Raw genomic sequence first — 25,628 nt, 5'->3', positions numbered from 1 at the left:
GTCTAATCGCGTAAAACGGAAGTGCTTTAAAGCTCAGGCAGCAAACTCGAAGTAAGCCACGACAGGCACGTGGTCGGACGGCTTTTCCCAGGCGCGCACATGCTTTTCGATCGCCGCCGACGTCATGCAGTCGGCTGCTTCCGGCGACAGCATCAGATGGTCGATGCGGATGCCGTTGTTCTTCGGCCAGGCGCCGGCCTGATAATCCCAGAAGGAATAGAGCGCTGTCGCATCGGTTGCCGAGCGCACCGCATCGACGAGCCCCAGATTTTCCAGCCGGCGGAAGGATTCGCGCGTTTGCGGCAGGAAGAGTGCGTCGCTTTCCCAGACCTTCGGGTCAAAGCAGTCATGTGGCTCGGGAATGACGTTGTAGTCGCCTGCGAGAATGAAGATTTCCTCGAATTCCAGGCGTTCGGCCGCGAATTTGCGCAGACGCTCCATCCATGCCAGCTTGTAGGGATATTTTTCCGTTTCCGGCGGGTTGCCGTTCGGCAGGTAGAGGCAGCAGACGCGCGCCACCTTGTTGCCGGGCAGCGAGAACACGGCTTCGAGGAAACGTGCCTGTTCGTCGAGCGGATCACCCGGCAGGCCGCGATTGACTTCGGAAGGCGAGCTCTTGGAAAGAATGGCGACGCCGTTGAAGCCTTTCTGCCCATGCGTTTCGACATGGTAGCCAAGCGCCTCGATTTCCAGCCGCGGGAAGCCTTCATCGACTGTCTTTATTTCCTGCAGGCAGACGATATCGGGGCTGGAATCCTTCAACCATTGCGTCAGGTTATCGATGCGCGCCTTGACGCCGTTGATGTTCCAGGTCGCGATCTTCATGGCTTGTATCCTAGCTCCGTGTGAGCGTTCTTTTATCGCGCACCGGCGCCGGCGGACAAGACAGGAAACCGACCGAAAGAAAATCTCCGGCCGGTTATATGTGGAAAGCAAGTTGTCGGATCAGATCGCGAAGCTGGTGCCGCAGCCGCAGCTTGCCACCGCATTCGGGTTGTTGATCTGGAAGGACTGGCCGAGCAGGTTGTCGACGAAATCGATTTCGGAGCCAGCCATATAAACCAGCGAGAGACTGTCGATCAGCACCTTGGCATTGTTCTTCTCGACGACGATGTCGTCGTCAGCGGCAGCATCCACAAGATCGAACTTGTAGGAAAAGCCCGAACAGCCGCCGCCCTCGACGGAGACGCGCAACGCGCTCTTGCCGGGATCGCTGCCGACGATAGCGGCGATACGCTTTGCCGCGGCATCGGAAAGGGTTACATTTGCTTCAGTCATTATTCCTCCTGCCGGGGTCAAGATCCGGAGAGAACCCATTTTAGACGTTTGATGTTCAAACGCATGATATCAAAGAAACTTATCATGATCCTCCCATAAAGGACAGGATCTGGCGAAGCGGTCGACAAAGTGCTTCTTTGCCGTTTCTGTAGGCTATAGGTATGAAGAGCGGAAAGCGGCGTCAATGGGCAAGTCGCAACGCATTGGTGATGGTGAAGAATGAGCTTCGACACGCATGCATTGGGTTTCGGTTATGGCGAACGGGCGGTCTATGCGGCAGATCCATGGAACTCGCGCGGGCGCCTCTATCCAGAGAGCGGCAGCCCGACGCGCTCCGATTTCCAGCGAGATCGCGACCGCATTGTCCATACGACGGCTTTTCGGCGGCTGAAGCATAAGACACAGGTTTTCATCGCCCAGGACGGCGACCATTACCGCACGCGCCTGACGCATACGATCGAGGTGGCGCAGATCGCCCGCGCGCTTGCCCGTGCCCTGAAGGCTGATGAGGACCTGGCTGAGGGCGTGGCGCTCGTCCACGATTTCGGCCACACGCCCTTCGGCCATACCGGCGAGGATGCGCTGCACGAAGAACTGCTGCCCTATGGCGGCTTCGACCACAATGCCCAATCCTTGCGCATCGTCACCAAACTCGAGCGGCGTTATGCCGAATTCGACGGCATCAACCTGACCTGGGAAAGTCTCGAGGGTCTCGTCAAGCATAACGGCCCGCTGCTGACCGCCGATGGCGTAGGCACGCGCGGACCGGTGCCGCAGCCGATTCTCGACTATTGCGAGTTGCACGATCTGGAGCTTGCGAGCTATGCAAGCCTCGAAGCCCAGGTCGCCGCCATCGCCGATGACATCGCCTACAACACGCATGACATCGATGACGGCCTGCGCTCGGGTTATCTGAGTTTCGAGATGCTGGAGGAAATTCCGTTCCTCGCCGGGCTGATGGCAGAGGTGAGAGAGCGCTACCCGCATCTGGAGCCGAGCCGTTTCACGCATGAAATCATGCGCCGTCAGATCACGCGCATGGTCGAGGACGTCATCGGAGTGGCGCAGAAACGCCTCGCAGAGCTGAAACCGCAGAGCGCCGATGATATCCGCAGGGCGGATCACGTGATTGCAACGTTTTCAGACGAGATGGCCGAAACCGACAGGCAGATCAAGGCGATGCTCTTCAAGCGCATCTACCGGAATCCCGACATCATGCGCATCCGCGCCGGTGCCGCCCAGATCGTCAAGGATCTCTTCGGTGCCTATATGGCCAATCCCAAGGAGATGCAGAGCCATTATTGGGTAGACCATATCGCCGGTCTCTCCGATGCGCCGAAAGCCCGCCATGTCGGCGATTACCTTGCCGGCATGACGGACACTTATGCCATCAGTGCCCACAGGCGATTGTTTGACCACACTCCGGATTTGCGATAGGCAGCGGGCGCCCGGCAGCCGCCGGCAATCCTATTGGCACAGCCTGTGCATGGAAGAGTGCGATGAACCTTTTTACCGATTTTGAAGCCAGGATTAAAAACGCCCTTGAACAGCTCGATCTGGTCAAGGAAAAGCGATCCGAGCTCGATTTCGGTCGCATCGCCGTCGAACCGCCGCGTGATGCGAGCCACGGCGATGTCGCGACCAACGCTGCCATGGTGCTTGCCAAGCCGCTCGGCACCAATCCGCGTGCACTGGCCGAAATCATCATCGCCAAGCTGCAGGAAGATGCTGACGTCGCCGAAGTTTCGGTCGCCGGTCCGGGCTTTATCAACCTCAGGCTTTCCGTCGGTTACTGGCAGCGCCTGCTTGGCGCGATGATCCAGTCGGGCACCAAGTACGGCCGTTCCGGTCTGGGGCAGGGCCGCAAGGTCAATGTCGAATATGTCTCGGCCAATCCGACCGGCCCGATGCATGTCGGCCATTGCCGAGGCGCCGTCGTCGGCGACGCGCTGGCGAACCTGCTCGCCTTTGCCGGCTACGATGTCGTCAAGGAATATTACATCAACGATGCAGGCTCCCAGATTGATGTGCTCGCGCGGTCCGTCTTCCTGCGCTACCGCGAGGCGCTCGGCGAGAAGATCGGCGAGATCCCGTCCGGTCTCTATCCGGGAGACTATCTTGTCCCGGTCGGGGAATCGCTTGCTGCCGAATATGGCGTGCGCCTGCACAATATGCCGGAAGAGCAGTGGATGCCGATCGTCAAGGATCGCGCCATCGAGATGATGATGGCGATGATCCGTGAGGATCTGGCCGCGCTCAACGTCCATCACGACATCTTCTTCTCGGAGCGCACGTTGCATGCCAATGGCGCAGCCGCGATCCGCACCGCCATCAACGACCTGACCTTCAAGGGCTATGTCTACAAGGGCACGCTGCCGCCGCCGAAGGGTCAGCTTCCCGAAGACTGGGAGGACCGCGAACAGACGCTCTTCCGCTCGACCGAAGTCGGGGACGATATCGACCGTGCGCTCATCAAGTCGGACGGCTCCTATACCTATTTCGCCGCCGACGTCGCCTACTTCAAGAACAAGTTCGATCGCGGCTTTGACGAGATGATCTATGTGCTCGGCGCCGATCATGGCGGCTACGTGAAGCGTCTCGAGGCGGTTGCACGCGGCGTTTCGGACGGCAAGGCGAAGCTGACGGTGCTGCTCTGCCAACTCGTGAAGCTGTTCCGCGACGGCGAGCCGGTGAAGATGTCCAAGCGCTCGGGCGATTTTGTCACATTGCGCGATGTGGTTGAGGAAGTCGGACGTGATTCGGTCCGCTTCATGATGCTTTACCGCAAGAATTCCGAGCCGCTGGACTTCGATTTCGCCAAAGTAACGGAGCAATCCAAAGATAATCCGGTCTTTTACGTACAGTATGCGCATGCCCGCTGCATGTCGGTCTTCCGTCAGGCGAAGGAAGCATTCCCGGATCTTGCCCCGACGCCGGAGCTTTTGGCGCAATCCGTTGCAGGCATTAGCGATTCCGCCGAATTGCAGCTGATTGCCAAGGCCGCGGAATTCCCGCGAATCGTTGAAAGTGCAGCCCAGTCTCAAGAGCCGCATCGCATCGCTTTTTACCTCTATGATCTTGCCAGCGCCTTCCACGCGCACTGGAACAAAGGTAAAGATCAGACTGAATTACGATTTGTTAACGATAAGAACCGAGAATCGAGTATTGCCAGACTTGGGCTGGTGTACGCCGTCGCGTCGGTTTTGAAGTCGGGACTTGCCATTACAGGCACTGCCGCACCGGACGAAATGCGATAACGTCACCATTTCCCCACAATGCGCTGGCATTGAAGTGTTTGCGTTTTTGAGTGGGATGGGCATGGCTGATAAACGACTTGCGTATGACACGCGCGGTAAAGACGATATGTTTGCCGACGATGATCCGTTGGCTGAACTTGCTCGTATCGTCGGCTTTGAACCCCGAATTGCGGCCAATACTGTAGATGAACCTCAGCGGCAGGAGCCGGTTCTCAATCTTGAGGACGAGCTTCTCCGCGAGTTCGAGAGCTATGATGCGCCGCGCCCCCCGGCTGACTCCGATCATCAGGTGGAGCCAGTCGCTCAACAACAAGTCGAAGCCTACGACTATGTCGAGCCGGTTCAGGAGGACGTCCCCTCGATCGGTGAGGAACTTGTTCCGACGGTCGTGTTCGATTTCGAGACGCCTGTGGTCGAGCCGGATCTCCCGGAGGCAGCTGTCATTGCTCCCGAAGTGGCTGCTCCCGAACCGGTTGCGGTCAATCGGGAGGCGCCTGTCACCGATGATTGGGCTCCTGTTCCGACGAAGCCCGTTGCCGTTTCTGCCGAACCTCCGGCCACGTTTACGGCATATGGCGGCGCCCGTGATCTGATCGAAGAGCTGGAGCTTTCCATCGGCGGCGCTCTTCCTGCCGCTCCGTCCATTCAGCCGCCGACGAAGGCGCCGCAATGGTCGGCCGCCAGCATTCGTCTGCCGATCGCCAATTTCCACGCGCCGCGCCGCGAGGAACCGGTTCTCACCGAGCTGGCCATCGAGGCGCCCGTTGTTGAGCCGGCTCCGGTGGAAGCCTTCGCTGCCGAACCTGAATTTGTTGCCGAACCGGCGTTCACGGTCGAACCCGAAGTGGCTGTGCCTGATGTCGCCGAAGAGCCTCTGCCGGTCGCCGCCGTTGAAGCTGCGGATTTCGAGCCGGTTGCCGCATCCTTCGGTTTTCCGGCAGAGATCGATCGCCACGAAGAAGTTGCCCTTCCTGAAGAGCCCGTCGCAGCGTTCGAAGATAGTGCTGCCTTCGAAGAGCCTGTTGAGCCCGCTAACTCCGGTTTCGACCTGATCGCGGCTGCAGCCGAAGGCGATGTCCATCCCGATGCTGCGCTCACCGAAGCGTTGCCGGAGCCCGCCTTCGATACGGAAACCTTCGATCTCGACGATCTGCTTGCGGATGTCTCCCGTTATCCGGTACCGCAGCGCGCTGCATCGTCCGTTGCGTCTGAGCCCGTCGCCGCTGCACCCGAGCCTGTCGTTGCGTCGCCGGCACAGCAACCGGCGCCGGTTGCTGCTGTTCCCGTCTTCGAAGCTCCGGTGTTCGAAGCGCCCGTTGCTCGCGCATCCGTGCAGCCGACGGTGATTGCGCCTGTGCCGATGAGCCGTGCGACGCCCGTTCTTCGTCAGCCCGAAGCGCCGAAGCCGGTCGTTCGGGCTCCGGTGGAGCCGGTCTCGCAGCCTATCGCGCCCGCGCCTGGCGTCGCGCGCCAGCCGGAACTGGAGGCTGAAGATCCTTTTGCCGGCCACGATTTCGAACTGGATCTCGCCGGTATCGAACTGGAGCTTGCCGATCTCGACTTCGCCGAGCCGCAGGCTCCGCAGTCGAAGCCTGAGCCCGAACCCGTACGAGTTGCGCCTGTCATCGCAGCACAGCCTGCGCCGCGTCCGCAGCCGGCACCGGTTTTCGTGCCTGAGCCGCAGCCTGCTCCGGTCAGCTATGCCAGGCCGGCGCCGGCAAGCGAATCCACCGAGGATCTGCCCTTCGATCCGTCGATGATCTCCGATCCGGAAGATCGTCCCGAGACGGTGGAGGACATGCATGTTCCGACGCTGCCGCCTGTCGAGCATCCGGAACCGGTCGCCAAGACCGCCGACTTCGATTTCGATCTCGATGCCGAGATCGCAAGCTTCTTCGAACCCGCCAAGCGACAGGAGAAAGCACCGGTTGCCCCGGCTTGGGCATCCCCGGTCAGTGCTGCAACGGCCGCTGCTGTGGCCAAGCCCGCGAACTCCGTCTTTGCCGACGGGCTTGATGATTTCGAGCGCGCGCTGGAAGAGGATTTCCGCCGCAGTGTGCGCGAGCCGGTCGAGCGCCGCGAGAATGTTTCCGAAGTCCATATCGAATCCGCGAGCCAGACCGCGGATTTCAACCGTGCCCGCTCCATGCGCCGTCTGTTGGCTGCAGCCGCCATGCTGGTCGTTTTTGCCGGCGGCGCTTATGGGGTCTACACTTGGGTTTCCAACGGTCCCGGCCTTGGCATCGTCAGCTCCGGCGAGCCGCGCGTCATAACCGCCGACAAGGATCCGGTGAAGGTCGTTCCCGAGAATCCGGGCGGCAAGACCGTGCCGAACCAGGACAAGGCTGTCTATGACCGGGTCGCAGGTGCTGCCGAAGAGCCGAAGCAGAAGGCGCTTGTTTCCTCCGATGAGGCGCCGGTCGATGTCGTCCAGCGCACATTGACGCCGGAAGTTTCGCCCGATGACAATGAAGGTAGTGCCGATCAGGTCATGCCGACTGCAGTCGGCGAAACGCAGGATCCGCGCCTGCTGCCCGATCACGACAGCACTGTGAATGCCTCCGCTTCCGACGACGATGCGGTACCGTCCGTTTCGCCTCGCAAGGTCCGCACGATGATCGTCAAGCCGGACGGCACGCTCGTCGCTCGCGAAGAGCTCGCGCCTGCCGAGCAATCCGCGCCAGCCAATGACGTGGCGGCGACAACCCCTGCAGCCCAACCGGCTGCGACGCCATCTGCTGCAAGTTTCCCAGCAAGCACCGGCAATCAGGTTGCTTCCACAGCAATTCCACCTGTCGGAACTGCGCCTGCAGCTCAGACGGCGGCCAAGGTGGCTGAGGCGAATGCCGCCAACGCAAATCAGGTTGATCCGCCGGTTCGCGCAGTGAAGACGACGCCGATCGCCGACGCTGCCTCTGCCTCTGCCGTGGCGACCGATACGGCGCCTGTCCCGACCGCCCGCCCGGCCGAGCAGCCGGTCAATGTCGTCGGCACGGTAACCGAGAACGGCAATGTTCGCCCAACGGCTCAGCAGAAGCCGACGCAGGTCGCTTCTGCACCGGCAGCAACCGCTGCCCAGCCGGCACAGCAGGCTCCGGCCGCCGCAAGCGGTGGCTACGGCATCCAGATCGCATCGCTGCCGTCGGAGGATGAGGCGAAGAAGTCCTACGCCAGCCTGTCGAAGAAGTTCGCAGGTGTGCTCGGTGGCCGCGCCTACGAAATCCGTAAGGCAGATATCGCCGGCAAAGGTACTTTCTACCGCGTCCGCATCCCGGCCGGCTCGAAGGACGAAGCTGCCGCCCTTTGCGAGCAGTATCGCTCCGCCGGCGGAAGCTGCCTCATCTCGCGCTGAGCTTTCTGAATAATTTTATCGGCACGGCGGGCTTGTCCCGCCGTTCTTTTTTGTGGGATCGCGCTTGACCTTGCTCGCAATTCGCGGGGCGGCCCTTATGATTCGAATATGACCGAATCAAAAGCAATGATCCTCGGCTGCAGCGGCCTCAAGCTGACCGACGAAGAGAAGGCCTTCTACAAGGCTGAACGCCCCTGGGGCTTTATCCTCTTCGGGCGGAATATTTCCGAAGCCCAGCAGATCAGTGATCTCGTTGCCGAGCTGCGTGAATGCGTCGGCTGGCATGCGCCTGTGCTGATCGATCAGGAGGGCGGTCGCGTTCAGCGCATCCGTCCGCCGATCCTGCAGCACTATCCGCCGGGACAGGCGCTTGGCGATCTCTATCGCCGCGACCGCGCGCTTGGGCTGCGCGCCGCCTGGCTGATGTCGCGCCTGCATGCCTTCGATCTCCAGAGGTTCGGCATCAATGTTGATTGCCTGCCGGTGCTGGACGTGCCCATCGAAGGCAGCAGCAACGTCATCGGCAACAGAGCCTATGGCGGCGATCCCGTCACTGTCACGGAAATGGGCCGGGCTGCTTCCGAAGGGTTGAAGGCTGGTGGCTTGCTGCCGGTCATGAAGCACATGCCGGGCCACGGGCGCGGCTTTGCGGATTCGCATCTGGAGCTGCCGGTCGTCACGGTATCGCGCGAAGAACTGCAAGTTCACGACTTCCCGCCCTTTATCGCCATGAAGGATGAGTTGATGGCCATGACCTGCCATCTCGTCTTCACGGCAATCGATCCGGACAATCCGGCAACCACCTCCCGCAAGGTGATCGACGAGGTCATCCGCACTGAGATCGGCTTCAAGGGCTTGCTCCTGTCGGACGATAGCTCGATGAATGCGCTTTCCGGCACGATCGGCGAACGGGCGGCGAATATTATTGCGGGCGGCTGCGATATCGTGCTGCATTGCAACGGCCATATGGACGAGATGCTTCAGGTCGTGGCAAATGTTCCGCCGCTGGCAGGTCTTGCGCGCGAGAGGGCACGGCTGGTTGAGGACGGCTTCCCGACCGCCGACGCTGTAGACGAGGCGACGATAAGGGCGGAATTCGACGCCATGTTTGCAACGGCTTGAGAAGAGGTCGGAAAGGCAGGGTAGGGTGAACACGATCAAGGGCACGGAGCGGTCCCAGGCGGCGTCAACGCCGATGGACAAGCTGTGGCAGGAGAACGGTTCGGAACGCGCCAGCCATGAGCCGGCGCTGGTGATCGATGTCGCCGGCTTCGAAGGCCCGCTCGATCTTTTGCTCTATCTTGCCCGCAACCAGAAGGTCGACCTGTCGCGCATTTCGGTTCTGGCCCTTGCCGAGCAATATCTGCAGTTCGTCGAAAGCGCGCGGCGTATCCGCATCGAGCTTGCCGCTGACTATCTCGTCATGGCGGCCTGGCTTGCCTATCTGAAATCGCGATTGCTGATCCCGCAGCAGGTCAAGGACGACGGTCCCTCGGGTGAGGAAATGGCCGCAACGCTTGCTTTTCGCCTGAAGCGGCTGGAGGCGATGCGCCAGGTGGCCGACGGCCTCGTCAACCGCAACCGGCTCGGTCGGGACATTTTCGCCCGTGGCGCGCCCGAACATATCCCGGATCGCCAGCAGTCGGCCTATCAGGCCAATCTCTATGATCTCCTGAGCGCCTACGCAGCCTTGCGACAGCGCCATGCTATCACCCAGGTGACGATCGAGCGGCGCAACGTCTGGTCGCTGACTGATGCCCGTGAACTGCTGACCCAGATGATCGGCGATATCGTCGACTGGACGGCGCTCGAGCAATATCTGCTGCGTTACCTCGCAAGCCCCGCCGAGCGCGTCACGGCCGTTGCCAGCGCCTTTGCCGCCTCGCTGGAGCTGGTGCGCGAGGGCAAGCTGGAGATCCGCCAGGACGGCGCTTTCCAGCCCATCTACATGCGCCGCGGCCCGAAACATGCCACACTGCAGGTGGTCGAACAGGAGCAGTCGGATTGATCGACGCGGAAGACGATGACTTTGAGCGCGAAGACGGGGAAGGCGAGGACACTGCCCGCGATCTACGGGCCGAGATCGAAGCGGAGCGCATAGCTGAAGCGCTGGTTTTCGCATCCGCCCAGCCGGTATCCGAAGGTTTCATCATCGAACGCCTGCCGAAGGGGTTTGATGCGCACGAGATCATGCTGCGCCTGAAGGAGCAGTATGCGCCGCGCGGCGTCAATCTCGTGCAGATCGACAGTGCCTGGGCCTTCCGCACCGCCGCCGATCTTTCCTTCGTCATCCGCCGCGACGAGAACGAGGTCAAGAAGCTCTCCCGCGCTGCGCTGGAAGTGCTGGCGATCATTGCCTATCACCAACCGGTGACGCGCGCCGAGATCGAGGATATCAGAGGTGTGCAGACCTCGCGCGGTACGCTCGATGTATTGATGGAGGCGGGTTGGGTACGTTTCCGCGGCCGCCGTCGCACGCCGGGCCGGCCGGTGACGCTCGGCACGACGCGGGATTTCCTCGATCATTTCGGCCTTGAGGAATTGCGCGACCTGCCTGGTCTTGAAGAACTGAAGGGCGCCGGCCTGTTGTCCGGCCGGATCCCCGCCAATTTCAACATTCCGTCGCCCCTCATGAACGACGAACTGACCGAGGACGAGGATCCAATTACACAACTGGACCTTGAAGAGCTTGGACTGCTCGCCCCGGGTGGCGCCTCCGAGGAATGATGAAGGTTGGTCTTGCTTTTGCCACGCCCTCGCAAAACAATGTCAATCATGACTTTTCGATGGATGAATGGCTTGTCACAAAGGCCGATACCGTGACATTAAGCTCAGTCCAGAAGGATTGATGTTGGAAACCGGATCGGAAATTCTTACATCGAGGGAATACCGAAACAGGGAGTATGCGTAATGGGTTCTTTTAGCATGTGGCACTGGTTGATCGTTTTGGTCATCGTGCTTTTGTTGTTCGGTCGCGGCAAGATCCCGGAACTGATGGGCGACGTTGCCAAGGGCATCAAGAGCTTTAAGAAGGGCATGAACGACGAAGACGCGCCTGAAACCGCAAAGACCGTCGATCACAAGGCCGACGAAACGAAGTAATCACGTACGGGAAAGGGCGCAGCCCCCGCGCCGCCCGTTCAGGAGCCTTGCATGTTCGATATTGGCTGGACCGAACTCTTGGTTATCGCGGTCGTTCTGATCGTGGTTGTCGGTCCGAAGGATCTGCCGCCGATGCTGCGCGCTTTCGGCAAGATGACGACACGTGCCCGCAAGGTGGCAGGTGAATTTCGTGCCCAGTTCGACGAAGCTCTGCGCGAAGCCGAACTTGACGACGTGCGCCGCACGATCAGCGACGCCCAGAGGCTGAACCCGGTCAACAGCCTGCGCGAGGCGATGAACCCGCTGCGCCAGATGGGCAACGAGATCAAGTCCGATCTGCAGAACGCGACGAAGGTTGACAAGCCGGTCGAGCAGGGCGCTGAAAACAAGATGGACGTGCCGCATGCGGAAGTCTCTGCACCGGCACCGTCCCTGAGCCTGCCGGAAACGCCGCCAGCCGTTCCCGCGCCGCCGCCGATTGCCGCCGCAGCCGTTGCGCCGCTCGTCGCCGCTGAAAAGCCGAAGACGGTGCGCAAGCCGCGGGTGAAGGCAGCAGACAAGGCCGATGCGGTGGCCCTTGTTGCCGCACCTGTCGAAAAACCGAAGCGCGCTGCTGCAACGAAGAAGCCGACCGAGGTCAAGAAGCCGGCCGTAAGAAGAAAGAAGGATGAGGCATGAGCGGTGATATCGAAGACAAGCCGCAGCCGTTGATCGAGCACCTGATGGAGCTGCGTAAGCGGCTTATCTGGTCGATCGGGGCGTTCTTCATCGCCTTCATCGCGTGCTTCATTTTCGCCAAGCACATCTTTAATTATCTCGTCTTTCCCTACAAGCTTGCCGTCAGCTGGGCTCACCTCGATGTCGAGAAAGCGCAGCTCATCTACACCGCGCCGCAGGAGTTCTTCTTCACGCAGGTCAAGGTTGCCATGTTCGGCGGTCTTGTGATCGCCTTCCCGATCATCGCAGCACAGATCTACAAGTTCGTCGCTCCCGGCCTCTACAAGAACGAGCGCCAGGCCTTCCTGCCGTTCCTGATCGCATCGCCGATCCTGTTCCTCATGGGCGCCGCGCTGGTCTATTTCTTTTTCACGCCGATGGTCATGTGGTTTTTCCTGTCGATGCAGCAGGCGCCGGGCCATGACGAAGTGGCGATCTCGCTCCTGCCGAAGGTCTCGGAATATCTGAGCCTCATCATGACGCTGGTCTTCTCCTTCGGTCTCGTCTTCCAGCTTCCCGTCATCACCACGCTGCTCGCCCGCGTCGGTCTTCTCACCTCACAATGGCTCGTTGAGAAGCGCAAGTTCGCGATCGTGCTTGCCTTCGTCGTGGCTGCGGTTCTGACGCCGCCCGATCCCATGTCTCAGATCGGTCTTGCGCTGCCGACGATCCTTCTCTACGAGATTTCCATCTACGCGGCACGACTCGTGGAGCGTCAGCGTTCCAAACAGGCGCTTGAAGAGGCCAGTGAATCCTCCGACGTCGCCAAGACGGACAGCGTCTGAGCGCATCAGGACATTTCTCTGAGTTCTGCCGTTTTCCATCCGGTCGGGGTTTTCTCCGACCGGTTCATTTCTGTTGAAACGATCTGGAACGACGATGCTCGATATCAAATGGATCCGTGAGAATCCCGAGGCTCTCGATGCTGCCCTTGCCAAGCGCAGCGCGGAACCTCTGTCGCAATCTCTCATCGCCCTTGATGAAAAGCGCCGCTCCGCCGTGCAGAAGGCGCAGGATCTGCTCTCCCGCCGCAACGCCGCCTCCAAGGAGATCGGTGCGGCCATGGCGCAGAAGAACGCCGAGCTTGCCGACAAGCTGAAGGCCGAGGTTGCCGAGATCAAGGAAATGCTGCCGGCTGCCGAAGAGGAGGAGCGTGCGCTTTCCGCCGAGCTCAACGACCAGCTCTCGCGTATTCCGAACGTGCCGTTTGACGACGTGCCAGTTGGTAAGGACGAACACGACAATGTCGTGACCCGCGTCGTTGGCGAAAAGCCGCGCTGGAACCATGCGCCGAAGGAGCATTTCGAAATCGGCGAGGCCCTTGGCTACATGGATTTCGAGCGCGCAGCCAAGCTGTCAGGTTCGCGCTTCACGGTTCTGACCAGCCAATTGGCCAAGCTTGAACGTGCGCTCGGTCAGTTCATGATCGACCTGCACACGACCGAACACGGCTATACCGAAGTGTCCTCGCCGCTGATGGTTCGTGACGAAGCTGTCTACGGCACCGCCCAGCTGCCGAAATTCGCGGAAGATCTGTTCCGCACCAACGATGGCCGCTGGCTGATCCCGACGGCGGAAGTGACGCTGACCAACCTCGTACGCGAGGAAATCCTCGATCAGGAAAAGCTGCCGTTGCGCTTCACCGCACTCACCCCGTCCTTCCGTTCGGAAGCTGGTTCTGCCGGCCGCGATACCCGCGGCATGCTGCGCCAGCACCAGTTCTGGAAGTGCGAGCTCGTCTCGATCACCGACGCTGAGAGCGCGATTGCCGAACATGAGCGGATGACGGCCTGCGCCGAAGAAGTGCTGAAACGCCTCGGCCTGCATTTCCGCACGATGACGCTCTGCACCGGCGATATGGGCTTCGGCTCGCGCAAGACCTATGACCTCGAAGTCTGGTTGCCGGGACAGAACACCTTCCGCGAAATCTCCTCCTGCTCGGTCTGCGGCGATTTCCAGGCACGGCGCATGAATGCTCGCTATCGAGGCAAGGACGACAAGGCGACGAAGTTCGTCCACACGCTGAACGGCTCCGGTACGGCGGTCGGCCGCTGCCTGATTGCGGTTCTCGAAAATTATCTGAACGAGGATGGCTCGGTCACGATTCCGGACGTTTTGCTGCCCTATATGGGCGGTCTGACGAAGATCGAACGGGCGGCTTGAGACGATGCGCATCTTGCTGACGAATGACGACGGTATCCATGCCGAAGGCTTGGGTGCGCTGGAACGGATCGCAAGAGCGCTTTCTGACGATGTCTGGATCGTCGCCCCCGAAACCGATCAGAGCGGCCTTGCCCATTCGCTCAGCCTTTCGGAGCCGCTCAGGCTCCGGAAGATTTCAGACAAGCATTATGCGCTGCGCGGCACGCCGACCGATTGCGTCATCATGGGCATCAAGCAGGTGCTCGACATCAAGCCGGATCTTGTTCTGTCAGGCGTCAATTCCGGTTCCAACGTCGCCGACGACGTGACCTATTCCGGCACGATCGCCGGCGCCATTGAAGGCACGATGCAGGGCGTGCGCTCCTTCGCCCTCAGCCAGGCCTACATCTATGATGATGGTGCGCGCATCCTGCCCTGGGAGGTTTGCGAGGCGCATGCGCCGGCACTGCTCGAAAAGCTGATGGCGGTCGATCTGCCTGAGGGTACCTTCCTGAATCTCAATTTTCCGAACTGTCGTCCCGACGAGGTCGAGGGCGTCGAGGTGACGGCGCAGGGCAAGCTTGCTTTCAACCTGCAGGTCGATGCGCGCACGGATGGCCGCGGTTTTCCCTATTACTGGCTGAAATTCGGCGAGCGCGCCGGCGCCTTTACCGAGGGCAGCGATATTCACGCGCTGAAGCATAATAAGATTTCGGTAACACCTTTGAAACTGGATCTGACCGATTATTCCGTGACGGACCGCGTGGCGCGGGCCATCGGACACGGAGTGAAGGGGTGACGGCGAAACTGGCCGAGAAGGAGGGCTTTGCGGCGCTGGTCCTCAGATTGCGCGCAGAAGGCATTTCCGACATCGATTTGCTGACGGCAGTCGAGCAGACGCCGCGCTCGCTCTTCGTGCCTCCGCAATTTGCAGAGAATGCCTATTCCAGCCGCACCATTCCGATTGATTGCGGCTCCTTCCTCGAAGGCGTCGATTTTGCCGTCCGTCTTCTCCATCATCTGAAAGTCCGCCCCGGCCAGCGCGTGCTCGAAATCGGCACCGGCAGCGGCTTTACCGCGGCGGTCATCGGTCGCATTGCTGAACGCGTGCTCACGGTCGACCGATATAAGACGCTGACGCTTTCGGCGCAGCGCCGCATGGAATCGCTGAGCCTGCGCAACATCATCATCCGTCAGGCCGATGGCAGCGCCGGCATGCAGGGCGAGGGCACCTTCGACCGTATCCTGGTCACGGCTGCCTTCAATTCCATGCCGCGCTTCTATGCCGATCAGCTCGTTTCGGGCGGTTCTATGATTGCGCCGCTGATCATATCCGAAAACGAATGCCGCATGGTTCGATTGACCAAAACCGGCAGCCGCTTCGAGCGGGAAGAGCTCTTCGACGCTCCCTATCTGCCGATCGTTCCCCGCCTCGCTTCCCAGCTTTAAGCTAGGCAAGGCTCCAGGGCCTGCGGGCTATGACTTTTCGCCCGCAAACTTATGGTTATCAAGCTCTCAAAAATATAGCACTGATTCCAGCGCCTTAACCGCATGGTAACACTAACGCGCTTTAATAGATTCACAAATGGTTGCGTTCTAAGTGGGTCGAGTCATGCGTTTTAGTTTTTCGCCGAAGTTCGGGAAGTCGGCCGGGAATCTTCTGGTGGTCGCCTTGCTGGCGAGCGCAGCTACGGGCTGCAGCTCTGATGTGACGCGTTTCGGCAGTCTGTTTTCCTCCTCCGGGCAGGATCAGATCACGACAAATTCCATCCCGCGCAGGAGCTTCAACGGCCCGCAGGGCGACCCGGTGCCGCGCGCCGATCTCGGCGGCTCAGGCATTCAACCGGCTTATGCCGCGAGCAATCAGGGCCAGCCGGCTTACGGCGCGAGCAATCAGGGGATGAGCCAGCCCTATCCGGGTCGTTCGAGCTATGAGCCGGTCAGCTCCAACGCACGGATGGCATCCACCCCGGTTTCTGTTCAGCGTTCCGATCTCTCGCCGCCAAGCGCAGGTCCGGTTTCCTCACGTCAGCGAGAGAGGGATGTCGCTCTCGCCCAACCGTTCCCGGCCGCTCCGAAGCCTGATCGTATTGCACCGGCTGCTGCGTCGGCTCCGAGGGTTGCGCCCGATGCGCTGACGACAGGCACGACACCGAAGGTCTCCGGCTGGTCCGGCGCCAATGCACCGTCCGTCACTCTGCGTCCCGGTGAAAACATCGCCATCCTTTCCCGTCGGTACGGCGTTCCGGAAAAGGAAATCCTGCGCGTCAACAATCTGAAGACGGCATCCGCCGCACAGCCCGGCCAGGCGATCCTCATCCCGACCTTCAATGGTGGCAACAATGCCGCCAAGGCCGCAGCCCAGTCCGCTGACCTTTCCAAGCCCGGCAACCTGCCGCAGCCGACGAAGGGCCAGGAACAGAAGGTGGCCGTTGTTCCAGGCGCCAATTTCGCTCGCGACAAGACCGTCGCAAGCGCGGACCCGGCAGGTAAGGTTCCCTCGGGTGCCGGTAAGGATCCGAAGGGCGCTGTCGGTACTTACACGGTCAAGCAGGGTGACTCGCTTACCAAGATCGCCAAGGCGACGGGCGCCAATATCGACGCTATCAAGGCGGCCAACAATCTGTCGGCAGGTTCGATCCGCATCGGTCAGGAATTGAAGATCCCGAACGGCGCGGCTTCCGCCGATGCGATCAAGACCGCGTCCATCCCGGCGCAGAAGGTCGATCAGGTAAAGCCCGCCCAGGCCGCGAGCGCTCCGGTCCAGACCGCTTCCGCGCAGCCGGCGCCTTACAAGGCTCCTGCCGCCACGCAGACGGTCGACGACGTCGAGAAGAAGTCCGATGTCAGCGCAGCAGCTCCGGAAGCCACTGGCATCGGCAAATATCGCTGGCCGGTTCGCGGTCAGGTGATTGCCGCGTATGGTGCCAACGTCAACGGCAGCCGCAATGACGGCATCGACATCTCGGTTCCGCAGGGTACTGCGATCAAGGCTGCTGAAAATGGCGTCGTCATCTATGCCGGCAACGGCCTGAAGGAACTCGGCAATACCGTTCTCGTCCGTCACGATGACGGCACCGTCACCGTCTACGGTAACGCCGATACGCTGAGCGTCACCCGCGGCCAGAAGATCCAGCGCGGCCAGACGGTCGCCGTGTCGGGCATGAGCGGCGACGTAAAGCAGCCGCAGGTACATTTCGAGGTCCGCAAGGATGCGGCCCCGGTCAATCCAATGACCTTTCTTGAATAGCGATATTTCTTGAGCAGGTAGAGCGTCTCAGGGAAATGCAAAAGCCCGGTCGGTGACCGGGCTTTTGTCGTTTTGAAGCGTGTCGCGCAAAACTGTGCAGCGGTTTGCGACAACGACACGCGTTGGGAAATGTCTAAGCGGGGTCGAGATGGATGCGCAGTCGCCCCGCCAGATCCTGGATATACTGCCATGCGACGCGGCCGGAGCGGGCGCCGCGGGTCGTTGCCCATTCCAGCGCTTCGGCATGCATCTTCTCGCGGTCGAGGCCGAGCTTGAAGTGGTCGGCATAACCATCGATCATCATCAGATAATCTTCCTGGCTGCATTTGTGGAAGCCGAGCCACAGCCCGAAGCGATCGGAAAGCGACACCTTTTCCTCGACGGCTTCGGACGGATTGATTGCCGTCGACTGTTCGTTCTCCATCATCTGACGCGGCAGCAGGTGGCGCCGGTTGGACGTGGCATAGAACAGCACATTGTCCGGCCGCCCCTCCACGCCGCCATCGAGCGCGGCCTTGAGCGACTTGTAGGCGGTATCGTCGTGGTCGAAGGAAAGATCGTCGCAGAAGACGATGACGCGATGCGGCATATCTTTGAGGAGGTCGAGAAGTGTGGGCAGGCTGGCGATATCCTCGCGATGCACTTCGACGAGCTTCAGCGATACGCCACTCTCGCGGCGCACGTCTTCGTGCACGGCCTTGACGAGAGACGACTTGCCCATGCCGCGCGCGCCCCAGAGAAGGACGTTATTGGCCGCATAGCCCTCGGCAAAACGCACGGTATTTTCGTGCAGGATATCGCGCACGTGATCGACCCCGCGGATGAGCTTCAGCGCTACGCGGTTGGGACGCTTGACGGGCTGCAAATACTGGCGGGCGGGGGACCAGACGAAACAGTCGGCAGCATTCCAGTCGTTGGCGGCAGGCGCCGGTCCCGCCAGCCGCTCCACCGCATTCGCGAGCCTCTTCAGCTCCTGAAGCAGAACGCTATTGATTTCCTCGGCCATCGGGTGCCTCCTTCATAGATTGCAGCGATAATCCGCTGTCTTTTTTTTAATGCCGGGTAGCATGGCCTTTCCACAGCGGAAAGGTTATGAGGCAGCGGAATCGGTACGGTTGCCGGCTGTTTTTGTTGCATTCATCAAGGCTGCAACTATAGTCCGGCGACTTGAAAAGAGAGGCGGGGTTCCGCCGCCCACAGCCTTAGGAGCTTAGCATGTTTATCACCCCGGCATTTGCCCAGAGCGCAACTGACGCCACGAGTGCTTTCGGCGGCTCAGGCCTCGAAATGATCATCCTGTTCGTGCCGCTGATGGTGGTCTGGTATTTCCTACTTATCCGCCCGCAGCGTGCTCAGGCCAAGAAGCGTGAGGAAACCCTGAAGGCGATCCGTCGCGGCGACCAGATCGTCACCGGCGGCGGCCTCGTCGGCAAGGTTACGAAGGTTGTCGACGAGAAGGAAGTGGAAGTCGAAATCGCCGAAGGCGTGCGCGTGCGCATCGTCCGTACCGGAATTTCCGAAGTCCGCGTGAAGGGCGAGCCGGTCAAGGCTGACGCTGCATAATATGCAATAGCAACACCCGCCGGATCGGAAGATAGTCGAGAGAATGCACCATTTTTCCCGCTTGAAAACACTTCTGATCTGGTTGGTCGCGATTGCCGCTATTGTCGTCGCTGCGCCTAATCTTCTGAGCCAGGCGCAGCTTTCCTCCCTGCCAGGGTGGGTCCGGCAGGACCGTATCACGCTCGGTCTCGATCTGCAGGGCGGCTCCTACATCGTATTTCGCCTCGAGCGCGCGGATATCATCCGAGACCGGCTCGAAAAAACGGTCGCCGGCGTTCGTGACAAGCTCCGTGGCGCCGGCATCCGCTATACCGGGCTCACAGGAACCGGCCAGACGGTGACGGTCAAGATCACCGATCCGGCCCAGCTTCAGGCTGCCGCCGATCTTCTGAAATCACTGACATCGGCCAATGTTGCTCTCCAGCAGAGCAATGATGGCCAATTGACGCTGCAGATCTCCGACAAGGCGATCGATGCCGATACGGTAGCGGCGCAGACGCGCTCCCTCGATATCGTCGCCCGCCGCATCGCCGGCTTTGGAATGGAGAATTTCACCGTTCGTCCTGACGGGAACGACCGTATCGCCATGCAGGTCCTCGGCTCCGTCGACGCCGAGCGGTTGAAGAACCTGCTGAACGAACCTGCGGCCCTCTCCTTCCACCTGATCGATGAAAGCATGACCGGCCAGCAGGCGCTCGCCGGCCGCTGGCCCGCGACATCGCAGGTGCTCTATTCGCTGGATGATCCGCCGGTCCCCTATCTCGTCGATCGCTCGATAATTGCGACAGGCGCAGATTTTGCCGAGGTCGATACGAAGACTGACCCACAGACGCAGGACAGCGCGGTCGTCTACCGGCTGAACGCCGAGGCTGCGCAGCGCCTTGCACAGGCAACGACCGCCAATGTCGGAAAGCATCTCGCCATCGTCTTCGACGATCAGGTGATGGCAAGCCCCGTCATCGAAGCGCCGATCACAGACGGACGCGGTGAGATTGCCGCCAATTTCTCCGAAGAGGGCGTTGAGGATCTGGCCGTCATGCTTCGGGCCGGCGCGCTGCCTGCAACGTTGACGGCCGTCGAGGAGCGCACTGTCAGCCCGCTCTTCGGTTCCGAATCCGTTTTCTCCGGTCTGATTGCCGGCATTGTCGCGGTGGTGCTCGTCGCTGTGCTGATGATCGCGCTCTATCGTATGCTCGGCATCATCGCCGTCGTTTCACTGGTCTTCAATCTGGTGCTGATCGTTGCGGTCTTAAGCGTTGCCGGCGCGACGCTGACGCTTCCGGGCATTGCCGGCCTCGTGCTGATCGTCGGCATGGCGGTGGATTCCAACGTGCTGATCTATGAGCGCATCCGCGAAGAAGCGAGGGTGCCGCATACGACCTTCGCCCAGGCGGTCGAGCGCGGCTTCTCGCGTGCTTTCGCCACCATCGTCGATGCTAACGTCACGATCTTCATCGCCGCCGTCATTCTGTTTTTCGTCGGCAGCGAATCCATTCGCGGCTTTGCCGTGACGCTGGCCGTCGGCATCCTCACGACCATCCTGACGGCCTTCACGCTGACGCACGGCTTCGTCGCCGCCTGGCTGGCGAAGCGGCATCCCCGCCATCTGCCGAAGAGCGCGCTGGCAAGCCTGTTCGAGCATGCCAATATTCGTTTCATGGGCATTCGCCGCTATGTCTTCACGGCATCGGCGGCACTTTGCATCGCCGCAATGCTCGCCTTCGCCTCGGTCGGCCTGCAGCTCGGCATCGACTTCACCGGCGGTTCGCTGGTCGAGGTCAAAGCGAAGCAGGGCAATGCCGATATTGCCGATCTCAGCGCCCGTCTGAACGAGTTGAACCTCGGACCGGTGCGCGTCGAGCGAATCGGCGATGCCACCAACGCCCTGATCCGCGTAGGCTCGCAGGACGGCGGCGAAAATGCCGAGCAATCGGTGGCGACGTTCATTCGCGGCGAACTGGCCGAGGACTATGATTTTCGCCGTGTCGAGGTCGTCGGCCCGGCCGTCTCCGGCGAGTTGACGATGCTGGCGACGATCGGCATCCTTGCCTCGCTGTTCGCCATCCTGGTCTATATCTGGATCCGCTTCGAATGGCAGTTTGCGGTCGGCGCGATCGTCGCGACGCTGCACGATGTCATCATCATGCTCGGCCTCTTCGTGCTGACGGGCATGGAATTCAATCTGACGAGCGTGGCCGCATTGCTCACCGTCGTCGGCTATTCGCTGAACGACACCGTCGTCGTCTATGACCGCATGCGCGAAAACCTGAAGCGCTACAGGAAAATGCCGCTGCCGATCCTGATCGATGCGGCGATCAACCAGACGCTCTCGCGCACCGTTCTGACGGGCGCCACGACCTTGCTTGCGCTGCTTGCGCTCTACATCTTCGGCGGAGCCGTCATCCGCTCGTTCACATTCACCATGCTCTTCGGCGTTGCGCTTGGAACATTCTCCTCCATCTATATAGCAGCGCCTGTCCTCATAATCTTCCGGCTGCGCCGGAACACGAACGGTGAGGACGAGGGCGACACCAGCATGAAATCCGGCAAGCCGGCGGTATAGATCCATGGCAAAAGGCATTGAAATCCGCGACGCCCATTTCCCGGGCCGCGCTCCCATCGACACCTATGGCAATGGCGGCTTCCGCTTTGCGGATATGTCGCATCGTGGTTCCATCCTCTGCCTGCCATCGGGCATTCACGGCTGGGATATGGACATGACGACGCCGCTGTCTGTAGAGAATTTCCGTCTTGTGCTCGATGAAGCCGCCGATATCGAAGTGCTGCTCGTCGGCACGGGCACGGAGCTTCGCCGTCTGCCCGCGGAATTGCGTGCCGCCCTCAAAGCGCGCGGCATTTCCTCAGATCCGATGAGCACGGGTGCCGCCGTGCGCACCTTCAACATCATGCTTTCCGAACAGCGCGCCGTCGCCGCCGCCCTGATCGCGGTCTGATCATGTCCGATGTGAAGACGAACCAGGATATCAGCCTGGCGATGCTGCGCGACACCGATCGCGACCGCTATCTTGCCTGCCTGCTGTCGCCCGAGGCCAAGCGCGGTGCGCTCGCTGCCCTTTATGCCTTCAATGCCGAGCTCGCCCGCATCCGCGATCTCGTCCACGAGCCGCTGCCCGGCGAGATCCGCATGCAATACTGGCGCGACCTTCTGGAGGGGAATGCGCACGGTTCGACCGAGGCCAATCCTCTTGCCGCGGCCCTTCTTACGGCCGTCGAGACGCATCGGCTTCCGCGCCAGACGCTCGTCAACATGATCGAAGCGCGGATATTCGACCTCTACGACGACCCGATGGAAAGCCGCACCTCGCTCGAAGGCTATGCGGGTGAAACGGCCTCGGCGCTGATTCAGCTTGCGAGCCTTGTCCTTTCGCCGGAAGACGCGACAAAATCCGCCGATGCTGCCGGTCATGCCGGTGTGGCGCAGGCGATATCAGGCATGCTGCTTTTGATGCCGCTCCATCAACGCCGCGGCCAGGTCTATATCCCGCTCGAAATTCTCTCGGCGACGGGTCTCGACCGGGAGACGTTCCTGGCTGGTACGGACAGGCCGCGCATCTCTGCGGCCATCGAAGCTTTTGCCGGGCTCGGCCGCGATCACCTTGCCAAGGCGAGGGCCTCTGCGCTGTCGCCGGTTATCGTGCCGGCCTTCCTGCCGGTTGCGCTTGCGGAACCGGTGCTGGTGAAAGCGCAGAAGCGCGGTGCTGCCGTTTTGGAAGGCTCTCTGCAGGAGCCGCAATGGCGTCGTCAGATGCGCATGGCTCTTGCGGGCATGCGTAAGAAAATCTGACGACGGTCAAACTCGCGCAAGTCTCGCGCGTTATGTCAGGCATAACCCCATTCTAAACGGAGAATCCGCGTGGGCATTATCGTCTGGTGCGTTCTTTTCGCCATCGTCATCTTCTTCGCCTTCGTGGCGACGCGCATGGCTGCTCAGAACAAGGAAGATGGTCTGCACGACACGGGCCTTGCCATCATCGAGTTCGGCCGTGCATTCCCCAATGAAGCGATCCGCCAGCTTCAGGCGACGGTTGACGGTCAGGCCGTCTTCGTTCGTCTGCACGATAACAAGGCCGGCTTCATGCGCAACATGTCGCGTCACTTCGCCTGTCATCTGATCGAGCCGGGAACGGTGCGCGTTCTTGCTTCCGAAACGGGCAGGGGCCTGAGCATCGAATTTGTCAATGCGCCCTCTCACAACGGCACTTACGAGTTCGCTTCGGCCAAGGAGGCGTCGGAAGTGTCGCTCTGGCTGCTCGGCAATTATGTTGCCGAGCCGGATAAGGAATTGCCTGCGCCGAATTCGTCCGCCGCAAACGGCCATTAAAGCGTGTCGCGCAAAAGTGTGCGCGGTTTTGCGATATCGACACGCGTAAAAACAAAGACCTAAAGCACGGCGAGCGAATCTGAAAGATCGCGACGTGCTTTGGTCAAAACAAAATGTAGGCTCAGATGCTTTCGGCGAGCTTGACGTCCTGACCCAGCCAGGCGGCGCAATCTGCAAGCGCTCGCTTGGCAATCAACTGCCGCTTCATGATCGTCTTGTCCTTGCCGCGGAAGCGCTTGACGCCTTCAGGCTTGACGATCGAGCCGGGTTGAAGCTCGGGAAACAGACCGAAATTGATGTTCATCGGCTGGAATGAGCGCTTGCCTGGCTCCTCGTCGGTGACGAGATGTCCGCCGGTGATATGGCCGAGCAGCGAACCAAGCGCCGTCGTTGCGGGGGGGAGCGAAACTGGTTCTCCCTTGCGTTCCGCGGCGGCAAAGCGGCCGGCGAGCAGACCCACACTTGCGCTTTCGACATAGCCTTCGCAGCCGGTGATCTGGCCGGCGAAACGCAGACCGGGACGTGATTTCAGCATCAGCGACGGATCGAGCAAGGTGGGCGAGTTGATGTAGGTGTTGCGGTGCAGGCCGCCAAGCCGGGCGAATTCGGCATTCTCAAGCCCTGGGATCATGCGGAAGATATCAGCCTGCGCACCATATTTCAGTTTTGTCTGGAAGCCGACCATATTGTAGAGCGTCCCGAGCGCGTTGTCCTGGCGGAGCTGCACGACGGCATAGGCCTTCACGGTCGGGTTATGCGCATTGGTGAGCCCCATCGGCTTCATCGGCCCGTGTCGCAGCGTCTCGCGCCCGCGCTCCGCCATGACCTCGATCGGCAGGCAGCCGTCGAAATAGGGCGTGCCTTCCCATTCCTTGAAGCCGACGGTATCACCGGCAATCAGCGCGTCGACAAAGGCATTGTACTGCTCTTCGGTCATCGGGCAGTTGATATAGTCCTTGCCGGTGCCGCCGGGGCCGACCTTGTCGTAACGCGATTGATACCAGCAGATATCCATGTCGATGCTGTCGCGATAGACGATCGGCGCGATGGCATCGAAGAAAGCAAGAGAATCCTCCCCCGTTTCCGCCTGGATGGCGCTCGCTAGCGATGGCGCAGTCAGCGGACCGGTGGCGATAACAGCCAGATCCCACTCCCTCGGCGGCAGCCCGGAGATCTCCTCGCGCACGACCGTGATCAGCGGATGTTCCTGGATCGCCTTGGTCACGGCATTGGAAAAGCCGTCGCGGTCGACGGCGAGTGCGCCGCCGGCCGGCACCTGATGTTTGTCGGCCGACGCCATGATCAGCGAACCCGCCATGCGCATTTCCGCATGGATGACGCCGACCGCATTGCTGGTAGCGTCATCCGAGCGGAAGGAGTTGGAGCAGACGAGCTCGGCAAGTCCATCGGTCTTGTGTGCATCCGTGCCGCGCACGCCACGCATTTCATGCAGGATCACAGGAACGCCGGCATTGGCAATCTGCCACGCAGCTTCAGAGCCGGCCAGTCCGCCGCCGATGACATGGATAGGGGAGTAGGAGGAATTGTTGATCATCGGCGGCTGATATCACGCCAGGACATGCGATCCAACAATAGAATCGAAAACGGCGCCGGCCGGCGCCGCAACGTGATTAGCTCTGCTCTCGCGTTCCGGGCGATGCTTCGCGCTGGTCAGCATCTTCGAGATCGGCAGCAACAACGTATGCGTCGCCATGTTCTCGCGCCGCTTCGCGTTGTGCAGCAAGGTTAGGGAGGTCGTCGGGGTTCATTTCTTCAGCGTCTGTGGTGAAGGCGTCTATTTCACCCTTTGGTGATGGACTGCCCTCACGACGGGCATCCAGTGCTCGGGAGGTTTCGTCCGCAATTTCGCGACGACGCGCGTCGGCAGCCGGGCTGTCTTCGGCCCGCGCATCGTCAGTTGCTTTTTCGAGAATGGTTTTGGCCATGATGTCACCTCCAGAAACGGCTGGTCTCGACGGATTGGCGACCGAGCAGATAGCCGATGCTGAAAGCCAGAACGCCGATACCTACAACGACGGAGCTGGCGGTATGGGGATGACCGGCCGCACCCGTTGCAACGGCCTGTACTTCGCGCTTGACGGCAGAGGCAGTATTGGAAGCAGCTTTGCGAATGCCTTCGGGCTTATTCGCCGGCTGGCCGGTAAAGCCGGCATTAAGTCGGTTTGCCATGGTAGTCTCCTTTCGTGAAGGAGAACTGACGGAAGGCTGTAGGGTTCCGATAAAGAAAGAGCAAAGCCCAAAAACGAAAACGGCGCCCGATGGCGCCGTCTTGGAGAATGGTTCGCTCGATGTATTAGCGGAACGAGCGGGATGCGATGTTGCGGATGTCGTAACGGCTGACGCCGATATCGGCAAGCGTCTGGTTGGACAGGTTGCCAAGTTCGTTGAGCGTGCGGCGGTAGCTAATCCAGCTCTTTGCAATGCGGATCGGGTTCATGATCTTTTTCCTCAGATGTCTTGTGCAGGCAGCGGGATCGCTGTCTCTGCGGTTGACATCTATATAATCGAGGTCATCGATATTGTGCAGTGCAAATAAAAGGCGTCTGCTATGCAATTGTGCAATCTGATGCTCGCTAATTATGCAGAGCACGATTTTTGAGCGGG

25 protein-coding genes are annotated in these 25,628 nt (G+C 60.6%); 18 read left to right on the top strand and 7 right to left on the bottom strand.

Features of this window, described 5'->3' with window-relative positions:
- Positions 1 to 33 precede the first annotated feature (33 nt).
- On the bottom strand, positions 34 to 825 hold the full coding sequence (gene xth / locus FHT87_RS22460) for an exodeoxyribonuclease III (RefSeq protein ID WP_183729792.1): 792 nt from the start codon (positions 823 to 825) through the stop codon (positions 34 to 36).
- Between the two features lie 120 nt (positions 826 to 945).
- Positions 946 to 1,278, bottom strand: coding sequence for an iron-sulfur cluster insertion protein ErpA (gene erpA / locus FHT87_RS22455; protein WP_183729790.1), 333 nt, complete (start codon positions 1,276 to 1,278; stop codon positions 946 to 948).
- A gap of 219 nt (positions 1,279 to 1,497) precedes the next feature.
- Between erpA and FHT87_RS22450 the strand changes: the two genes are divergently transcribed.
- The 13 genes from FHT87_RS22450 to FHT87_RS22390 all read left to right on the top strand — a co-directional run bounded on the left by FHT87_RS22450 (position 1,498) and on the right by FHT87_RS22390 (position 17,098).
- Positions 1,498 to 2,715 (top strand): deoxyguanosinetriphosphate triphosphohydrolase, encoded by a 1,218-nt coding sequence (locus tag FHT87_RS22450; protein ID WP_183729788.1) that lies wholly within the window; start codon positions 1,498 to 1,500, stop codon positions 2,713 to 2,715.
- A gap of 62 nt (positions 2,716 to 2,777) precedes the next feature.
- A complete protein-coding gene (argS, locus tag FHT87_RS22445; RefSeq protein WP_183729785.1) occupies positions 2,778 to 4,535 on the top strand; it encodes an arginine--tRNA ligase in 1,758 nt (585 codons plus the stop codon).
- Positions 4,536 to 4,596: 61 nt separating this feature from the next.
- A complete protein-coding gene (locus FHT87_RS22440) occupies positions 4,597 to 7,887 on the top strand; it encodes an SPOR domain-containing protein (protein WP_183804921.1) in 3,291 nt (1,096 codons plus the stop codon).
- Between the two features lie 108 nt (positions 7,888 to 7,995).
- Positions 7,996 to 9,009 (top strand): beta-N-acetylhexosaminidase, encoded by a 1,014-nt coding sequence (nagZ, locus tag FHT87_RS22435; RefSeq protein WP_183804919.1) that lies wholly within the window; start codon positions 7,996 to 7,998, stop codon positions 9,007 to 9,009.
- Between the two features lie 25 nt (positions 9,010 to 9,034).
- Positions 9,035 to 9,895, top strand: a complete 861-nt coding sequence (locus FHT87_RS22430; RefSeq protein ID WP_183804917.1) for a ScpA family protein — start codon at positions 9,035 to 9,037, stop codon at positions 9,893 to 9,895.
- A complete protein-coding gene (gene scpB, locus FHT87_RS22425; RefSeq protein ID WP_183804915.1) occupies positions 9,892 to 10,614 on the top strand; it encodes an SMC-Scp complex subunit ScpB in 723 nt (240 codons plus the stop codon). The genes FHT87_RS22430 and scpB overlap by 4 nt, the downstream gene beginning before the upstream one ends.
- A 183-nt stretch (positions 10,615 to 10,797) precedes the next feature.
- Entirely contained in the window at positions 10,798 to 10,989 is a 192-nt protein-coding gene (locus FHT87_RS22420; protein ID WP_132651313.1) for a twin-arginine translocase TatA/TatE family subunit, read from the top strand.
- A gap of 51 nt (positions 10,990 to 11,040) precedes the next feature.
- Complete coding sequence (tatB, locus tag FHT87_RS22415; RefSeq protein WP_183804913.1) at positions 11,041 to 11,667, top strand: Sec-independent protein translocase protein TatB; 627 nt, start codon at positions 11,041 to 11,043, stop codon at positions 11,665 to 11,667.
- Positions 11,664 to 12,491 carry a twin-arginine translocase subunit TatC gene (tatC, locus tag FHT87_RS22410; protein ID WP_183729766.1) on the top strand — a complete coding sequence of 276 codons (828 nt, stop codon included), beginning with the start codon at positions 11,664 to 11,666 and terminating at the stop codon, positions 12,489 to 12,491. Before tatB ends, tatC begins: the two co-directional genes overlap by 4 nt.
- A gap of 94 nt (positions 12,492 to 12,585) precedes the next feature.
- A complete protein-coding gene (gene serS, locus FHT87_RS22405; RefSeq protein WP_183804911.1) occupies positions 12,586 to 13,869 on the top strand; it encodes a serine--tRNA ligase in 1,284 nt (427 codons plus the stop codon).
- A 4-nt stretch (positions 13,870 to 13,873) separates the two neighbouring features.
- Positions 13,874 to 14,647 carry a 5'/3'-nucleotidase SurE gene (gene surE / locus FHT87_RS22400; protein WP_183804909.1) on the top strand — a complete coding sequence of 258 codons (774 nt, stop codon included), beginning with the start codon at positions 13,874 to 13,876 and terminating at the stop codon, positions 14,645 to 14,647.
- Entirely contained in the window at positions 14,644 to 15,297 is a 654-nt protein-coding gene (locus FHT87_RS22395) for a protein-L-isoaspartate(D-aspartate) O-methyltransferase (protein WP_183729757.1), read from the top strand. Before surE ends, FHT87_RS22395 begins: the two co-directional genes overlap by 4 nt.
- 163 nt (positions 15,298 to 15,460) lie before the next feature.
- Positions 15,461 to 17,098: a LysM peptidoglycan-binding domain-containing M23 family metallopeptidase gene (locus FHT87_RS22390; protein WP_183804907.1), complete on the top strand. Its 1,638-nt coding sequence runs from the start codon at positions 15,461 to 15,463 to the stop codon at positions 17,096 to 17,098.
- 133 nt (positions 17,099 to 17,231) lie between these two features.
- On the opposite strand, the gene FHT87_RS22385 is transcribed toward FHT87_RS22390, so the two are convergent.
- Positions 17,232 to 18,104 carry an ATP-binding protein gene (locus FHT87_RS22385; protein ID WP_183804905.1) on the bottom strand — a complete coding sequence of 291 codons (873 nt, stop codon included), beginning with the start codon at positions 18,102 to 18,104 and terminating at the stop codon, positions 17,232 to 17,234.
- A gap of 209 nt (positions 18,105 to 18,313) precedes the next feature.
- Here FHT87_RS22385 and yajC point away from each other — a divergent pair, with 209 nt between their 5' ends.
- The 5 genes from yajC (at position 18,314) to FHT87_RS22360 (ending at position 23,003) form a co-directional block, all read left to right on the top strand.
- Positions 18,314 to 18,661: a preprotein translocase subunit YajC gene (gene yajC / locus FHT87_RS22380; protein ID WP_007813582.1), complete on the top strand. Its 348-nt coding sequence runs from the start codon at positions 18,314 to 18,316 to the stop codon at positions 18,659 to 18,661.
- Between the two features lie 43 nt (positions 18,662 to 18,704).
- On the top strand, positions 18,705 to 21,224 hold the full coding sequence (secDF, locus tag FHT87_RS22375) for a protein translocase subunit SecDF (protein ID WP_183804903.1): 2,520 nt from the start codon (positions 18,705 to 18,707) through the stop codon (positions 21,222 to 21,224).
- Positions 21,225 to 21,228: 4 nt separating this feature from the next.
- Positions 21,229 to 21,615: an Mth938-like domain-containing protein gene (locus tag FHT87_RS22370; RefSeq protein ID WP_183729746.1), complete on the top strand. Its 387-nt coding sequence runs from the start codon at positions 21,229 to 21,231 to the stop codon at positions 21,613 to 21,615.
- 2 nt (positions 21,616 to 21,617) lie between these two features.
- The gene (locus FHT87_RS22365) at positions 21,618 to 22,466 is read left to right on the top strand and encodes a phytoene/squalene synthase family protein (protein ID WP_183729743.1); all 849 of its coding nucleotides are present in this window, start codon (positions 21,618 to 21,620) and stop codon (positions 22,464 to 22,466) included.
- 69 nt (positions 22,467 to 22,535) lie between these two features.
- Positions 22,536 to 23,003, top strand: a complete 468-nt coding sequence (locus tag FHT87_RS22360; RefSeq protein WP_183804901.1) for a hypothetical protein — start codon at positions 22,536 to 22,538, stop codon at positions 23,001 to 23,003.
- A 121-nt stretch (positions 23,004 to 23,124) separates the two neighbouring features.
- Here FHT87_RS22360 and trmFO read toward each other — a convergent pair whose 3' ends face one another.
- The 4 genes from trmFO to FHT87_RS22340 form a co-directional block, all read right to left on the bottom strand.
- Positions 23,125 to 24,558 (bottom strand): methylenetetrahydrofolate--tRNA-(uracil(54)-C(5))-methyltransferase (FADH(2)-oxidizing) TrmFO, encoded by a 1,434-nt coding sequence (gene trmFO, locus FHT87_RS22355; protein ID WP_183804899.1) that lies wholly within the window; start codon positions 24,556 to 24,558, stop codon positions 23,125 to 23,127.
- 76 nt (positions 24,559 to 24,634) lie between these two features.
- Positions 24,635 to 24,949, bottom strand: coding sequence for a hypothetical protein (locus tag FHT87_RS22350; RefSeq protein ID WP_183731041.1), 315 nt, complete (start codon positions 24,947 to 24,949; stop codon positions 24,635 to 24,637).
- Between the two features lie 4 nt (positions 24,950 to 24,953).
- Complete coding sequence (locus FHT87_RS22345) at positions 24,954 to 25,193, bottom strand: hypothetical protein (protein ID WP_183729735.1); 240 nt, start codon at positions 25,191 to 25,193, stop codon at positions 24,954 to 24,956.
- A gap of 124 nt (positions 25,194 to 25,317) precedes the next feature.
- Positions 25,318 to 25,461, bottom strand: a complete 144-nt coding sequence (locus FHT87_RS22340; RefSeq protein WP_112568191.1) for a DUF1127 domain-containing protein — start codon at positions 25,459 to 25,461, stop codon at positions 25,318 to 25,320.
- Between the last annotated feature and the right edge of the window lie 167 nt (positions 25,462 to 25,628).

It is taken from the genome of Rhizobium sp. BK316 (assembly GCF_014193695.1).
In the GTDB taxonomy this organism is placed as follows: Bacteria; Pseudomonadota; Alphaproteobacteria; order Rhizobiales; family Rhizobiaceae; genus Rhizobium.
The sequence above is the reverse complement of the archived record's forward strand: the minus strand, read 5'-3'. Positions and strand labels throughout refer to the sequence as shown.

Excerpts from the sequence above, each read along its gene's own strand:
- xth (WP_183729792.1), bottom strand. The coding sequence starts at position 825 with ATGAAGATCGCGACCTGGAACATCAACGGCGTCAAGGCGCGCATCGAT.
- erpA (WP_183729790.1), bottom strand. The coding sequence starts at position 1,278 with ATGACTGAAGCAAATGTAACCCTTTCCGATGCCGCGGCAAAGCGTATC.
- FHT87_RS22450 (WP_183729788.1), top strand. The coding sequence starts at position 1,498 with ATGAGCTTCGACACGCATGCATTGGGTTTCGGTTATGGCGAACGGGCG.
- argS (WP_183729785.1), top strand. The coding sequence starts at position 2,778 with ATGAACCTTTTTACCGATTTTGAAGCCAGGATTAAAAACGCCCTTGAA.
- FHT87_RS22440 (WP_183804921.1), top strand. The coding sequence starts at position 4,597 with ATGGCTGATAAACGACTTGCGTATGACACGCGCGGTAAAGACGATATG.
- nagZ (WP_183804919.1), top strand. The coding sequence starts at position 7,996 with ATGACCGAATCAAAAGCAATGATCCTCGGCTGCAGCGGCCTCAAGCTG.
- FHT87_RS22420 (WP_132651313.1), top strand. The coding sequence starts at position 10,798 with ATGGGTTCTTTTAGCATGTGGCACTGGTTGATCGTTTTGGTCATCGTG.
- tatB (WP_183804913.1), top strand. The coding sequence starts at position 11,041 with ATGTTCGATATTGGCTGGACCGAACTCTTGGTTATCGCGGTCGTTCTG.
- tatC (WP_183729766.1), top strand. The coding sequence starts at position 11,664 with ATGAGCGGTGATATCGAAGACAAGCCGCAGCCGTTGATCGAGCACCTG.
- serS (WP_183804911.1), top strand. The coding sequence starts at position 12,586 with ATGCTCGATATCAAATGGATCCGTGAGAATCCCGAGGCTCTCGATGCT.
- surE (WP_183804909.1), top strand. The coding sequence starts at position 13,874 with ATGCGCATCTTGCTGACGAATGACGACGGTATCCATGCCGAAGGCTTG.
- FHT87_RS22390 (WP_183804907.1), top strand. The coding sequence starts at position 15,461 with ATGCGTTTTAGTTTTTCGCCGAAGTTCGGGAAGTCGGCCGGGAATCTT.
- FHT87_RS22385 (WP_183804905.1), bottom strand. The coding sequence starts at position 18,104 with ATGGCCGAGGAAATCAATAGCGTTCTGCTTCAGGAGCTGAAGAGGCTC.
- yajC (WP_007813582.1), top strand. The coding sequence starts at position 18,314 with ATGTTTATCACCCCGGCATTTGCCCAGAGCGCAACTGACGCCACGAGT.
- secDF (WP_183804903.1), top strand. The coding sequence starts at position 18,705 with ATGCACCATTTTTCCCGCTTGAAAACACTTCTGATCTGGTTGGTCGCG.
- FHT87_RS22370 (WP_183729746.1), top strand. The coding sequence starts at position 21,229 with ATGGCAAAAGGCATTGAAATCCGCGACGCCCATTTCCCGGGCCGCGCT.
- FHT87_RS22365 (WP_183729743.1), top strand. The coding sequence starts at position 21,618 with ATGTCCGATGTGAAGACGAACCAGGATATCAGCCTGGCGATGCTGCGC.
- trmFO (WP_183804899.1), bottom strand. The coding sequence starts at position 24,558 with ATGATCAACAATTCCTCCTACTCCCCTATCCATGTCATCGGCGGCGGA.
- FHT87_RS22350 (WP_183731041.1), bottom strand. The coding sequence starts at position 24,949 with ATGGCCAAAACCATTCTCGAAAAAGCAACTGACGATGCGCGGGCCGAA.
- FHT87_RS22345 (WP_183729735.1), bottom strand. The coding sequence starts at position 25,193 with ATGGCAAACCGACTTAATGCCGGCTTTACCGGCCAGCCGGCGAATAAG.
- FHT87_RS22340 (WP_112568191.1), bottom strand. The coding sequence starts at position 25,461 with ATGAACCCGATCCGCATTGCAAAGAGCTGGATTAGCTACCGCCGCACG.